The organism is Paenibacillus pini JCM 16418, assembly GCF_000576305.1.
Lineage (GTDB): Bacteria > Bacillota > Bacilli > Paenibacillales > Paenibacillaceae > Paenibacillus_AQ > Paenibacillus_AQ pini.
Genome location: NZ_BAVZ01000006.1, coordinates 142,482 through 155,745, shown reverse-complemented (window position 1 = coordinate 155,745; position 13,264 = coordinate 142,482). Strand labels below are relative to the sequence as shown.

The following is a 13,264-nucleotide window of genomic DNA, read 5'->3' as shown; positions in this document are numbered from 1 at the left end:
ACAAAAAGAGCACCTACGAGGGTGCTCTTTCCTTTGATATATATGATGGCGGGGCCACCACCTTCATTATTCTTTAATGAATTCATTGGTACTGCGTACGGTATCGATTGGACGAACGAGCTTCTCAATCTGAGCACGTTTTGGTTCTAGGAATGGAGGCAGCGATAGCATTTCTCCCAACGTTTCATAAGGCTCATCGCCCATGAAGCCCGGTCCATCCGTTGCCAGTTCAAACAGAATCTGTGGTGCTACTCTAGCGTACAAAGATTCGAAGAAGTGACGGTCTACATAGCCAGACGATGGGAGTCTAAACATATCATAACGTTCAATCCATTCTTGGAGAGCCGCACTGTCTTCCACACGGAAAGCCACATGGTGAACCGTACCGAACCCTTGCTGTGCTTGATGAAGATTAGGGCTATCCTCGACAATCACTTGCCCACCATTTCCACCTTCTCCGACTTCAAACAAGTGGAAGGCAGCCTCTTGTGAAATTTCCTTGAACTCATAAATCTTCTCTAACACTTCTTTAAAGTAATCAAATTTGGCGATCCGAACAAAGATTGGGCCCAGACCGGTAATCGCATAATCAAGTGGAATCGGTCCCTTTTGCCATGGTGTGCCGGAAGCTACACCTGTGTTGTTCTCATCTGAGATGAGCTGGTATTTCTGGTCATCAAAGTCCACGAAGGAAAGCACTTTTTTACCAAACATCTCTTGGATTCCATCATGCGCTACCTCTAGACGATCAAAGCGTTGCTCCCAATACGTCAGAGCCGCATCCGTTGGTACTCGGAAGGAAGTTTTAGATATTTCATTCGTACCATGAATACCTTAGGAATGCCGGGAAAATCAAAGAAAGTCATGTCTGTTCCTGCACTACCCTTATCGTCTGCAAAGAACAAGTGATACGTCTGAATATCATCCTGATTTACTGTCTTCTTGACCAATCGCATACCCAATACATAAGTGAAGAACTCATAGTTCTTTTCTGCGCTACTTGTAATTGCCGTTACGTGGTGAATTCCTTTTAATCCGTTCATGTGAATTGACCTCCATTTTAATTTTCAGATTTCTATGCAAAGTGTAATGGTTATAAAAAAACCTAATACGTCGTCATTGATGTACGTCTACTTATCATCTATAAATTGCCTAAATTTAAAGTATCTTTAACTTAAGATAAATATATCACGAAACGTATTCACTGTCAAATAGTAAGTAACTATGTACCCATTTCTAAACAGAACCGCAGAAAACAACTACATTAAACTCAACAATAAAATAGTCTATAATTTTATAGGGAAAGACTTCAAAACGTACTTCTCTGATCTAAAGATTTATGTAGTTTATCCAGAGTAGGGCATTTATATCATGACATACACTGGAATTTTTATATTTAGAGAAGAGAGGAATGTCGTTCATGAATATTGGATCTGCGAAAACTATAGCAATAACGGCACCCTCATATCACCTCTAAATATCCACAAACCCTTCTCCAAACACATCTCTTACATCGTGAATGGTTATGAACGCTTCCTTATCTACCGATCTTACAATCTTCTTAAGCATGCTCACTTCCTGTTTACTAATAACGATATAGAGTAACTCTTGAGGTGAGTTGGTATAGAATCCCCGCCCATAGAGAATGGTAACCCCTCTTTCCATGATCACGTTGACTTGCTCGGCTATTTTATTCTGCTCTTTGGATACAATCATAACCGCCTTCTTCGGGTTGACTCCTTCAATAATGAAGTCCATTACCTTCGTTCCGATATAGAGGATGACAATCGTAAACATGAGACTTTGCGCACCAATAATGAAATAAGAGGCGAAAACGACAATTAAATCAATAAGCAGAAGCGCATAGCTCACATTCCAATCCAAATACTTATGTAATATTCTCGCAATGATGGTTGAACCTGCTGTCGTACCTCCAACCCGAATGATCATACCGATTCCTACCCCTGTGAAAATACCACCAAATATAACGTTGATGATGATCTCATCGGTTTCAATATGCCAGCTCTCCGTCAGATGTAGGAATAACGAATTAAAGACAACCGCAATAATCGTATACACAGTCGTGGTCTTATCCAAAAATTTATAACCTATGATCAGTAATATAGCGTTGAGAATTAAGCTTACAAGCCCCGGAGACCAATGGTATAAGTAATACAGGATAATGGTGATTCCCGTTACTCCACCTTCGCCAAGGTCGTTTGGAATGACAAACAGATTAATGGCCAATGAGAACAGTAATGCCCCTATCATGATGACAACAATATCTAAGATGCGTTTTTTCATAGATGCCCTTTCTTGATGCTTGATGAGGTATAGTCGCTGATATTATGATACATTGCCCCCGCGTTTGCGTAAACGGTAACGGATGGCAAGACCTTCATTATATCGCATGTTCAGTCGAAGAAAGTTATATATTGACGAAATCAGCTTTTTTGATCATTTTACATTAAAAAGCACCTTAATAAATCTACTCCATCGTAGTTTCATTAAGATGCTTTAATTTCAGGGGTAGTGCATCATGGTTTAAATCCGAATATCAATGGTACCTTCGATAAATGCCTTCGTATCCTTCGTATTGCTTGATTTCATTTGCTGGCTTCGATCCGACGCCTTCTCTGCCTTCTGACTAATCTTATTCATCTTTGTCGTTCACGCTCCGTTCATAGTAGAGGATTATACTCGTATCTGTAACCAAGAAACGGAGGCGTAGAGATGAATATGGCATGGAAAGAAATTAAGAAAAGTAAAATGCGGTTTGCGATATTAGGTTCCATTATTTTTCTCGTTAGTTTTTTAACATTTATTATATCCGGACTCGCAAATGGTTTATCCCAAGACAACGCAGCTTTAATCAAGGATTTACCCAAAGGTCATTTCTATATGAATGCCGATGCGAATGAAACCTATAACCTCTCGAAGATAGATGCAAGTGTGCAGAACACGATTTTGACGGAGCATCCAGATGCTGCGGCACTATCCATTCAAATGGGATTCCTGAACGATGCCGAGGACAAACAACATAGTGTTGCCTTTGTAACCTCAACCGATTCCAATTTATTCGAGAACGTGGCTCCCGGCGAAATTGTCTTAGATAAAACCCTTGAAGACGATGGTCTTAAAGTTGGTGATATCCTTACGAATAATCAGTTCAAAGGTGAATTTAAAGTCACAGCATTCGTGGATCAAAAGAAGTATAGCCATGCGCCTGTAGCTTTCATTAATATGGACAACTACAAAGAAATTTATGGTGTCAAAAACATGCAGCTGATTTTCATACCTGGACAGGATCAGCCTCAAGCGATTAATGGATTAGATTCCTTCTCCAATAAGGATTTCCTGAATACCATCGCCAGTTACAGTGCAGAACAGCTGTCCCTTAATATGATTATCTGGTTCCTCGTCGCCATCAGCGGCATGTTGTTCGCCATCTTCTTCTACATGATGAATGTGCAAAAAATCGGATTATACGGCATTTTGAAGGCCATCGGTGTAAAAACAAGTGCACTCTTCCGCATGATGTGGTCTCAAATGATCTTTATTACAGCCATCGCACTTATTTTATCTATTGCACTTAGCCAGGGCTTCAATATGATTGCACCAAAAGGAATGCCTTTCAGCCTAACCCTTGCAACAACTATTGAGCTATCCATTATATTTGTCATTATCGGTTTTATTGGTGCTACGCTGTCTGGTATTCAAATTAAAAAAGTTGAACCATTACAAGCCATCCAACAAGGAGAGATGTAATATGACAACATTCACAATTGATGGAGTTAAGAAGTCTTTTACCAATGGCGAAGTGGAAGAACAAGTATTAAACGGGATCAATCTTTCCCTGCAAGAAGGAGAAATAACAGCTCTAGTTGGCGCCTCAGGATCTGGTAAAAGCACATTACTTACCATTGCAGCAGGTCTTCAGCGTGCGTCTGGCGGGCAAGTGATTTTCGAAGGTAAAGACATGACGGATATGAGCCAGGAGGATATTCGAAAAGTACGGGCAAGCAAATTCGGATTTATTTTTCAATCCTCTCATCTCGTTCCCTTTCTCACGGTTTCGGAGCAGTTAATGCTTATGCTAGATGTTTCAGAAATAAAAATGAGCAAACATGAGCAAAAAGAAGAAGTATTCAAAATTCTCAAACTGGTCGGCATGGATCATCGAAAAGATGCTTATCCCGCATCGCTATCCGGTGGGGAGAAACAGCGTGTTGCCATTGCTCGTGCCATTATCCACAAACCGAAAATTTTGTTTGCCGATGAGCCTACAGCAAGTCTTGACTCGAAACGATCCAAGGATGTTATGAAGTTAATCCGCGATCTCACCAATACGCTCAACATTACAACCTTAATTGTGACTCATGATGAAGAGATGCTTCCTTATGCCGATCACATCATTACCATGAAAGATGGATTGATTATATAATTTCATAAACATACATGTTGTACGTCAAGGCAGTCCACGTTGGGACTGCCTTTTCGACGTACAACTAACGTTGTGTATAAACTACGTGAAGAATTAGATTCATTTAATTAATGGTAAATATTTCTCTGTATTGTGTTCATAATTAAAATGCATTATATTAATTGAGGCATCAATTATTGAGGTGTCAATTATAAAGGCAGAGGGAAGGTAACCATCATGAGTAATTTTCAAAAAACCAATGACTTCAACGAGATTGTATATGGACGCCGTTCCATTAAAACATATGATCCAAGCGTAAAAATCAGCCATGAGGAAATGACTGAAATGTTAACCGCAGCTACTCTCGCACCATCTTCAGTGAATATGCAGCCTTGGCGTTTTGTTGTCATTGATAGCGAAGAAGGAAAAGAAGAACTTAGTCATCTTGCTAAATTCAATAAGGATAAGGTCATGAGTTCATCAGCGGTCATCGCTATTTTTGCAGATATGAAGAACTTTGACTATGCCGAAGAAATTTTCGGTAAAGCGGTTGAGCTTGGATATATGCCGCAGGCAATGAAAGACCTTCAATTGAATGCATTTACGCCTCTCTATGAAACCATGTCGGATACAAAGATGAGAGAAGCAATCATTCTTGATGCTGGCCTCGTCTCCATGCAGCTCATGCTTGTTGCTAGAGCACACGGTTATGACACCAACCCTATGGGTGGATATGAAAAGGAACAAATTGCACAAGTCTATGGCTTGGATCAAGATCGTTACATTCCTATTATGTTGATTTCCATTGGTAAAGCAGCTAGTGAAGGGTACGCATCGTACCGACTACCTATTGAAACCATCACAACATGGAAATAATAATCTGACACACGATTCGTATGTATATCCATCAAAGTACTCCGGAGGTCAATGATGCAATGCACTTTTTCAGATCAAGAACAGATTTTTCATCTACTTAAAGCACTGAACAACCAAATCAGTCCTAAGTTTGAACGTTGCACAGGCATTAGCTCATCGCGATATGAACTGTTGTACCATCTATACCAAGTCGATGAAGTGAATCAGTCCACTCTGCAAAAAGTTGTTAAAATTGATAGTGCAGCCATTACCCGTCATTTGAAACAGCTTGAATCTGACGGAATGGTCGTAAGAAGCAAAATCCCTTCAGATAACCGAGTTACCCTTGTTCGTTTAACGGAGGAAGGTCGCAAACGAATAGTAGCCTCCAAGAAAGAGCAAGTTACCTTTGTAAATAAAATGCTACAAGATTTCGGCAAAGAGGAACTAGATGTTTTATCCAAAATGCTTGGCCGAATGCAGCATAACATCCAAGAATTTTAGGATATAACCCACCGTTATATCCTAATGATACACAATAGATGATAAAGGATGATGAACCCGATGATTATTATACATGCTCACCTTCAAGTAAAACCCGAACAAGAACAGGCATTTTTAGAAGTTATGAAAACGTTGATTCCTCAAACCAGAACAGAAGAAGGCAACATTAGCTATGATCTCATGAAAAACACGGAGCTTGAACATCATTACACCATGATCGAACTATGGAAAGATGTTGAGGCGACTGCTTCGCATAACTCAAGTGCTCATTTCACTGCCTTTATGCAGGAAGCCCCAGCTTTCATGGCAGCACCGATGGAGCTTAAAGTATTTAGCGGAGAGACTGTGCAACGTTAATATCTATTAACGATCCTGTACAGATATATATAAAACAGCAGCGGCAGTCTAGGTCTATTTACAAGACCTGGACTGCCGCATTTTGTATAGGATACATAAACACTCTTCTATATCTTCTTCACAAATTCAGACTTTAATTTCATAGCTCCAAAACCATCAATTTTACAGTCAATATCATGATCTCCATCAACCAAGCGTATATTCTTTACTTTGGTTCCGATTTTTAAGACCGATGAGCTTCCCTTTACTTTAAGATCTTTGATGATCGTTATGGAGTCGCCATCATTTAGGACATTCCCATTGGCATCTTTAATGACCTTCTCATCTTCACTATTGCCAGATTCCGATACTCGTGACCATTCATGAGCACACTCTGGGCAGACTAGAAGACTTCCATCCTCGTATGTGTATTCTGAATTACATTTCGGGCAATTTGGTAAGCTAGACATGATTATAAGCTCCATTCATTCAGTTTAAATTTTCTGTTGATTCATCAATTAAGATTCTTATATACTGTCATAATCTTCTCCTGTAGACAAACGCTCTTGTAAAAAAAGATCATATATTGACGAATCCACTCTTTTTTGACAATATATTAATGTCTTATTCCACTATCTGGAACAATAGTATCCCCGTATTAGTTCTTAATCTCTTACATTTTCTACATCCAGAACTCCACTCATATACATATCTACTACTCTTTTGATCTTTCATCTTTCTCTAGGTTGTATATCCTTTTTTTATTTTGCCATATTGGCGTAACATACCAACACTATGATGATGTTGTACCAAAGCATTGCATGAGTTCAAGAATGAAGATTTGCATGGGAGGAAAGAAATTGCAGAATCAAACGATATTAATTACCGGAGGAACTGGATCTTGGGGGCGAGCACTCGTAGCCAGATTACTCGAGGAAGAACCTAAGGAAATCCGTATATTTTCGCGCAATGAGTCCCTTCAAGTAGAAATGAAGCAAGAGTTCCATCATAACCCTAAATTAACTTTTATTATTGGAGATATACGAGATAAACATGAGATTATGCAAGCTTGTCAGCAGGTCGATTATATCTATCATTTAGCTGCCTTAAAGCATGTACCGATCTGTGAACAACAGCCAGACAGCGCGATGAAAACGAACGTACTCGGCACTCAACATGTCATTCAAGCAGCTATTAAACATCATGTGAAGAAAATGATATACGTATCCACGGATAAAGCCACTCATCCATCGAGTACCTACGGAATGACCAAGGCACTCGGGGAGAAGCTAGTCGTTCATGCTAATCTCAGAGAAACAAGCACCCGATTCGTGTGTGTGAGAAGTGGGAACGTGCTTGGGTCCACGGGAAGCGTAGTTCCCATTTTCAAACAAAGAATTGAGAACGGGCTCGATATTTCGCTAACGGATACTCGAATGAGTCGATTTTTCTTAACCATAGATGATGCAATTACCCTTCTATTGAAAGCGACAGAGGAAAGCAGAGGCGGCGAAGTATATGTTAGCAAGATGCCTGCTTGTAGCATTCAGGATCTTGCGCATGTACTTATTGATGAACTGGCCACGGAGCCTATCCAAATCCATGAGACAGGAATCCGTCCAGGTGAAAGTCTGAGTGAAGCCCTTATTTCCGAGTTCGAGAGCGTACATTCCCTCAATCTGGATGATTACCATTATGTAATTCTACCCCCCTACGCCATAGAAGGGTTACACGAAGCGTATGCATCCTGCATTCCAGTCGATTTCCATAGCTACGATTCGGATCATGCATTAATGAGTAAAACAGCGATAAAGGACATGCTGCAAAAGGGTGGGTTCTTGCAATGAGTGCAACCATTGTATTTACAGGTGGGGGAACCGCAGGTCATGTATCCGGTAATCTTGTATTAATACCCAAGTTTCTAGAAGAGAACTGGGATGTCCATTATATCGGGTCCGAACAAGGAATTGAACGAAAACTCGTGTCTGACCACAAGGAAGTGACATACCATACGATTTCGACAGGCAAACTGAGACGCTATTTCGCCTGGAAAAATGTGACCGACGTGTTTCGGGTTATGAAAGGCATTTTTCAATCCTATCAACTCATTCGAAACATAAAACCAAATGTTATTTTCTCAAAAGGTGGTTTTGTTTCCGTACCCGTAGTACTTGGGGCAAAGCTAAATAAAGTGCCGATTATTATTCATGAACCCGACCTGAACCTCGGATTAGCGAATAGAATCTCACTTCCCTTTGCCCGTCGTATGAGTACCACCTTTCTAGAAACGTCCCAAAAAAATGCGCCCTCTAAAGCCATCTATGTCGGACCCATCTTGAAAGACGGCTTTACATTAGCCGATAAACAAAGAGGACTCGCCTTCTGCGGTTTTACTTACGCTAAGCCGGTTCTACTTATTATGGGTGGAAGCTTAGGTGCGCAAGGCATCAACCAAGTTGTGAAGAATGTACTCCATGAGTTAGTAAATACATTTCAAGTGGTTCATATCTGTGGCGAAGGTAAGGTGGATCCATCCCTATCTACGCTTGAATATAAATCCTACGAATTCGTCAAAAGCAGCGAAATGCCGGATCTATTGGCCATGGCGGACGTCGTCGTATCACGTGCAGGTTCTAACTCCATTATGGAGCTTCTTACTTTACTGAAACCGATGTTACTCATTCCACATACCAATGGGGGGAGCAGATCTGGTCAGCTTGCCCATGCCCAGCTTTTCCAACAAGCTGGCTACGCTGAGATGTTACTTCAAGAAGAGATGTCTGATCAAAGCTTCATCAACGCCATTATGAAATTATATGAGAATCGGTTTACCTACAGGGATACAATGAAACAGCATGAGAATGGCGGAGGAGCCAATAAAGTAATGAATTTAATCAAGGAAGTAAGCCACCAAGATGGAAGAGTACAAGAATCAAGGCAGGTTTAGCATCGAATGAAACTAGCATCTTGGTTACTCCTCTGTTTTATTGCTGTCGTCGCTATTCTGGTCTACTTTGGTCTATCTCTTACTAACCATTCAACGACTGGAAGTAGCGATGTATCTTATTTAGTTTCTCTTTATGCTTTCCACTCGGACTCTCCATGTTACCAAATTCGAAGAACTTTACTTTTTTAATCCCAACGTAATTGAATAGCGCTTTGCGCATTAATACTTTGTGAGCATTATATAACCATAGTAATGGATAGTGAGTAGGCCCTTTCATTGTGGAAATACAAATCACTGATTTTCCTTGTAAGAGGCCCTCTGGCAAAAGTCCACCTGTATCCTTATACGCAAATCCCGAAGCAAACATCTGATCGATATATCCGAGCAGCATCGCCGGTGGTCGTCCCCACCAAATGGGATAGACGAATACAATTTTATCGGCCCAGGTAAGCTGGTCTCTGTACTTCGCAAGTCCTGGCTCGGTATACATATCTCTTCTACGCTTATGTTCATTAAAAACCAAGACAGGATTGAAATCTTCTTCGTATAGATCCAGGATTTGTACTTCTTGTATATTTGCGTTCTCCTTGCTTCCATTAATGACTTCCTGCAAAAAAGAATAACTTAAGCTCCGATGATTCGGATGGGTATAGATTATGAGCATCTTCATCAAAACAACTCCTTTAATTATCATTTGATAACAAAAGAGTAGCATACCCGTAATTTAATTGTCAATTGATAATTATAATTTGATAATTGTTTAATGATAATAACTTTGATATGGTGGCAATAGAGGTGATTGTATGGACAAGAATGTCATGTTCCACAAATTTGTGACCTTTACGGCCGCTGTTCATCAAATTACAAATGAGATGACCAAAGAAGTGAAATTAGAAGGGATTACCCCTGTTCAATATAAAATTCTCGAATACATCGCAGTTAGTCAACCGATTACGCTTAGCGAAATAAGTGACTGCATGCATATGTCTATGCCCAATACGAGTCGGGAGTTAAGAAAGTTAAGCGAGAAGAAATTATGCGAGAAAATGACGGATGAAGACGACCGACGCAAGCAAAGTATCCGGCTTTCAGAAGAAGGACAAGCGATGATGAACGAGGTCTTTAAGCATATGGAGTCTCAATTTATTGAACGAATTGCACAAGTTTCCGAGCAAGAATTACAGGAGATCGAACATGCACTTGAGCTTCTTCAGCGCAAGGTGTTTTATTAGTTTGCTATGCTATATTTAAAAATAAAGAGCGTCAGCAGATAACCTAATTTATCTGCTGACGCTCTAATTGATTCAATGAATAATTAATTATTAACCATATATATTAATTGCACGAGATTACCATTAACCTTGTAGGCTAAAACGAGTGTGTATAGACCTTTCGCTTCATTCGACAGATCTGCTGTAAACTGATTAGGGTTCTCTGCCCAAGCGTTTACATCTAATGTGACCTCTTTTAGCGTTTTATTATTTCTAGCCGCCGCTATATAAGGAATTACCTTATTTCCGTCTAATCCCGTAACTAGATTGTCTACAATAGCGATGGGTCCTTTTAATGTGCCCACTTCAACCACCTGAGGATCAATCAGTAGGTTTTCCAATTTCTTTAGTCCTTGTAGGGGGGCAAAATTAGTGACTTCATTCCCAGTAATATCGAGCGTCACTAAGTTCTTAGCATATTCCAGACCATCAAGCGATCTAGCCCTTCTCGTTTCACTTGTTAATGTTGTAAGCTTATACATATCACCTAGCGTAATATTACCCGTAATGCCAAGTGTTTTCTTAATGGAATCATTTAAATAACGGTCTTTGACCGTAATGACTTGAGTCAGGTCAATTTCAACTAAACCATCTGTTGCTGCTTTTATCATTCCAATAGCTGCGTCTATTTCGCTCTGCGAAACGGATGGATTAGCCAAAAGTTCTTCCGCCTGCTCAATGCTAGCCGTTAAAGAGGCCATGCTTTCCGATGTATACCCCTCTCGATCCTTAGCCTTAGCTTCTATAATGGCCTGTTCTAGATCCCCTTTATAAAGCTTCTCCGCATTAGCAAAATGCAATTTTGCATCTCCCCATGTAGCGTGGTCTGATCCGTTACCATTTCCGCCGTCCGTAACTACTAGTTTCAGTTCCTTCGCTCCGTTAATATCGACTTCGATGAACTTCTGCGGGTCTCTAGAATTCATGAGTCCACTATCGTATTTCTTCTCTCCATCCACATATACCTCGAAGCTTACGGAACCGATGGTACCATACATGTGGCGATCTACACCTACAAATGAAGTGAAATAATCCATATTTTTATCCGTTAAATCATATACAATGGTGGAGTTGGAATGCGCACCAATGCCTCTTTCATATGCCACTTCACGATTGTTCTCATCGGTTAATCGCAGAGCCTTATCACTGATCGCAATATCCTTCCTCGGTGCAGTATAACTATTTTGAGTAGAACTCCAGTCATACTCGGATAGATACTTGTAATCGTTCATATCAACAACCGCTATCGTTCTCGTTTGGGTCGATGTATTTCCATCGCTATCCGTTACCGTATACGTAATTGGGTACTTGCCAGTTCTATTAAAATGAACTCGATCTGCTCCTGTGACTTGTACCTGTGCAGTTAAATCACCGTCCTCCGAATCCGAAGCCGAATAGCTGTCATTCAAAGCGATTTCTTGACCCACCTTAGTGGATACAGACTTCGGAATCGTCAGTTCTGGCGTATTATTCAGAATAAGGAACTTCGCATCTGCAAAATCTCCGTGATCCGAAGCATTTCCGTTGCCAGCATTATCAAGAACCAGCTTCAGCTCGCTGACACCTTTAACGGGAATTCGCGCTAGTTTAGCTTCTGTACCATATTTCATCAAACCACTGTTATACACTTCTTTACCATCGGCTACAATTTTGAAAATAACACTAGAGTTAGTTTGATCAGCAATATTACGATCGACACCGACATAAGTCTCGAAATACTCGTAGTTCGTATTCGCAACGTTATACACGATTTCAGAGTTTGCATGCGTACCGATTCCTTTAGCAAAATCCTTCGTTATACCGTTAACGAGTAACTTAATCGTATTGTTCGAGCTGGACTTGTCCTTACGAACCACATTATAATCGGTTCTCGCCGATTGCCAGTTCATATCAGTCAGATACTTACTAGCACTATACACAACAATTTTTCTAGTGGAAGTGGTTGTATTTCCATCACGATCTGTAACTGAAAGCTCTACATTGTACGTTCCTGTTCTGCTTGTATTAAACCCGTTCGTCTTGATTTCAACTTGTCCAATTAAGTCCCCATCTTCTTTATCCGCGGCAACAACATCTTGGAGTACATTGAAATCATGATTGAGCTTCACAAATGTCGTTTCTTCCGGTAGCGTGATGGTAGGCTTACTTGAAGTATTCGTAAACTTGGCATCTGCCCAGACCGTGTGGTCCGACGAAATTCCATTATCCTTGGCATCTGTAGTCACAAGCTTAATCTCTTTCGCCCCTGTAACCGGTATATTTACGAATTCATGCTCTGTACCTGCCTTAAACACATCACTCTCAAACTTCTTCTCTCCGTCCACATATACTTCAAACGTGGCCGAGGATGCTTGTCCCTTTACGGCCTGATCAATTCCGATATAGCTTTCAAAGAAGTCATACCCTTTGCCCTCAATATCGTACACAACCTCTGAGTTCGCATGAACACCGATTCCTTTGGCATACGTTGCAGGCAATCCTTGTCTAACTAGCGTAATTGCAGTTTCCGCAGGAGCTTTATCTTTCTTTAATTCACCCCAGCCGACTGATACGGACTTGGCATTCAGATCAGATACATACACAAAATTACTCGTTACCGTAACGTTTGCTGTTTTGCTCTCCGATACTCCGCCGCCCTTCACTTCATATACGACTTGGTAGCTTCCTTTTTGCGAGGTATTAACGTTATTCGATTTAATCACAACTTCACTTGTAATATCATTCCCTTGATAATTAGCTGCCTTCACGTAGCTCATAGGATCAAATGTTTGACCCAGCTTCAATGTCACTTGATCCTCTACAGATAAGGTCGGTTTAAACGCTTTAAACTCCACGGGTTTCAGCGTGTTTAATTTCTTATCGTAAGCAACCACTTTATACGTATAGTTCGAAGCCGCATCTACATTCTGATCCACGAATTGGTCGTTA

The 13,264-nt window shown here is 40.5% G+C and carries 12 protein-coding genes and 1 pseudogene; 8 read left to right on the top strand and 5 right to left on the bottom strand.

The genetic code is table 11. From position 1 onward, the window contains the following. Window positions 1–66: 66 nt before the first annotated feature. Window positions 67–1,043: pseudogene (locus tag JCM16418_RS11060) on the bottom strand (ring-cleaving dioxygenase). 430 nt (window positions 1,044–1,473) lie between these two features. Beyond that, window positions 1,474–2,304 carry a YitT family protein gene (locus tag JCM16418_RS11055; protein WP_036648721.1) on the bottom strand — a complete coding sequence of 277 codons (831 nt, stop codon included), beginning with the start codon at window positions 2,302–2,304 and terminating at the stop codon, window positions 1,474–1,476. A 429-nt stretch (window positions 2,305–2,733) separates the two neighbouring features. Here JCM16418_RS11055 and JCM16418_RS11050 point away from each other — a divergent pair, with 429 nt between their 5' ends. The 5 genes from JCM16418_RS11050 to JCM16418_RS11030 all read left to right on the top strand — a co-directional run bounded on the left by JCM16418_RS11050 (window position 2,734) and on the right by JCM16418_RS11030 (window position 6,139). Continuing rightward, entirely contained in the window at window positions 2,734–3,768 is a 1,035-nt protein-coding gene (locus JCM16418_RS11050; protein WP_036648719.1) for an ABC transporter permease, read from the top strand. A gap of 1 nt (window position 3,769) precedes the next feature. After that, window positions 3,770–4,444, top strand: coding sequence for an ABC transporter ATP-binding protein (locus tag JCM16418_RS11045; protein ID WP_036648717.1), 675 nt, complete (start codon window positions 3,770–3,772; stop codon window positions 4,442–4,444). Between the two features lie 216 nt (window positions 4,445–4,660). Then, window positions 4,661–5,299 (top strand): nitroreductase family protein, encoded by a 639-nt coding sequence (locus JCM16418_RS11040; protein WP_036648716.1) that lies wholly within the window; start codon window positions 4,661–4,663, stop codon window positions 5,297–5,299. Window positions 5,300–5,353: 54 nt separating this feature from the next. Then, complete coding sequence (locus JCM16418_RS11035) at window positions 5,354–5,782, top strand: MarR family winged helix-turn-helix transcriptional regulator (protein WP_036648714.1); 429 nt, start codon at window positions 5,354–5,356, stop codon at window positions 5,780–5,782. Window positions 5,783–5,842: 60 nt separating this feature from the next. Further along, complete coding sequence (locus tag JCM16418_RS11030; protein ID WP_036648712.1) at window positions 5,843–6,139, top strand: putative quinol monooxygenase; 297 nt, start codon at window positions 5,843–5,845, stop codon at window positions 6,137–6,139. 107 nt (window positions 6,140–6,246) lie between these two features. On the opposite strand, the gene JCM16418_RS11025 is transcribed toward JCM16418_RS11030, so the two are convergent. Beyond that, window positions 6,247–6,588, bottom strand: a complete 342-nt coding sequence (locus JCM16418_RS11025) for a zinc ribbon domain-containing protein YjdM (RefSeq protein WP_036648710.1) — start codon at window positions 6,586–6,588, stop codon at window positions 6,247–6,249. Window positions 6,589–6,978: 390 nt separating this feature from the next. On the opposite strand from JCM16418_RS11025, the gene JCM16418_RS11020 reads away from it, so the two are divergent. Then, window positions 6,979–7,965 carry an SDR family NAD(P)-dependent oxidoreductase gene (locus tag JCM16418_RS11020; protein ID WP_036648707.1) on the top strand — a complete coding sequence of 329 codons (987 nt, stop codon included), beginning with the start codon at window positions 6,979–6,981 and terminating at the stop codon, window positions 7,963–7,965. Next, a complete protein-coding gene (gene murG, locus JCM16418_RS11015; protein WP_036648704.1) occupies window positions 7,962–9,065 on the top strand; it encodes an undecaprenyldiphospho-muramoylpentapeptide beta-N-acetylglucosaminyltransferase in 1,104 nt (367 codons plus the stop codon). The genes JCM16418_RS11020 and murG overlap by 4 nt, the downstream gene beginning before the upstream one ends. Before the next feature lie 82 nt (window positions 9,066–9,147). Here the strand turns inward: murG and JCM16418_RS11010 are convergent, their stop codons facing one another. Further along, the gene (locus tag JCM16418_RS11010; RefSeq protein ID WP_036648701.1) at window positions 9,148–9,735 is read right to left on the bottom strand and encodes an NAD(P)H-dependent oxidoreductase; all 588 of its coding nucleotides are present in this window, start codon (window positions 9,733–9,735) and stop codon (window positions 9,148–9,150) included. Window positions 9,736–9,868: 133 nt separating this feature from the next. Here JCM16418_RS11010 and JCM16418_RS11005 point away from each other — a divergent pair, with 133 nt between their 5' ends. Beyond that, a complete protein-coding gene (locus JCM16418_RS11005) occupies window positions 9,869–10,297 on the top strand; it encodes a MarR family winged helix-turn-helix transcriptional regulator (RefSeq protein ID WP_036648699.1) in 429 nt (142 codons plus the stop codon). An 83-nt stretch (window positions 10,298–10,380) separates the two neighbouring features. Here the strand turns inward: JCM16418_RS11005 and JCM16418_RS11000 are convergent, their stop codons facing one another. Then, window positions 10,381–13,251 (bottom strand): NPCBM/NEW2 domain-containing protein, encoded by a 2,871-nt coding sequence (locus tag JCM16418_RS11000; protein ID WP_036648696.1) that lies wholly within the window; start codon window positions 13,249–13,251, stop codon window positions 10,381–10,383. Window positions 13,252–13,264: the final 13 nt, after the last annotated feature.

Bases quoted from the DNA above. Each gene is read 5' to 3' on its own strand.
- JCM16418_RS11055 (WP_036648721.1), bottom strand. From the start codon at position 2,304: ATGAAAAAACGCATCTTAGATATTGTTGTCATCATGATAGGGGCATTA.
- JCM16418_RS11050 (WP_036648719.1), top strand. From the start codon at position 2,734: ATGAATATGGCATGGAAAGAAATTAAGAAAAGTAAAATGCGGTTTGCG.
- JCM16418_RS11045 (WP_036648717.1), top strand. From the start codon at position 3,770: ATGACAACATTCACAATTGATGGAGTTAAGAAGTCTTTTACCAATGGC.
- JCM16418_RS11040 (WP_036648716.1), top strand. From the start codon at position 4,661: ATGAGTAATTTTCAAAAAACCAATGACTTCAACGAGATTGTATATGGA.
- JCM16418_RS11035 (WP_036648714.1), top strand. From the start codon at position 5,354: ATGCAATGCACTTTTTCAGATCAAGAACAGATTTTTCATCTACTTAAA.
- JCM16418_RS11030 (WP_036648712.1), top strand. From the start codon at position 5,843: ATGATTATTATACATGCTCACCTTCAAGTAAAACCCGAACAAGAACAG.
- JCM16418_RS11025 (WP_036648710.1), bottom strand. From the start codon at position 6,588: ATGTCTAGCTTACCAAATTGCCCGAAATGTAATTCAGAATACACATAC.
- murG (WP_036648704.1), top strand. From the start codon at position 7,962: ATGAGTGCAACCATTGTATTTACAGGTGGGGGAACCGCAGGTCATGTA.
- JCM16418_RS11010 (WP_036648701.1), bottom strand. From the start codon at position 9,735: ATGAAGATGCTCATAATCTATACCCATCCGAATCATCGGAGCTTAAGT.
- JCM16418_RS11005 (WP_036648699.1), top strand. From the start codon at position 9,869: ATGGACAAGAATGTCATGTTCCACAAATTTGTGACCTTTACGGCCGCT.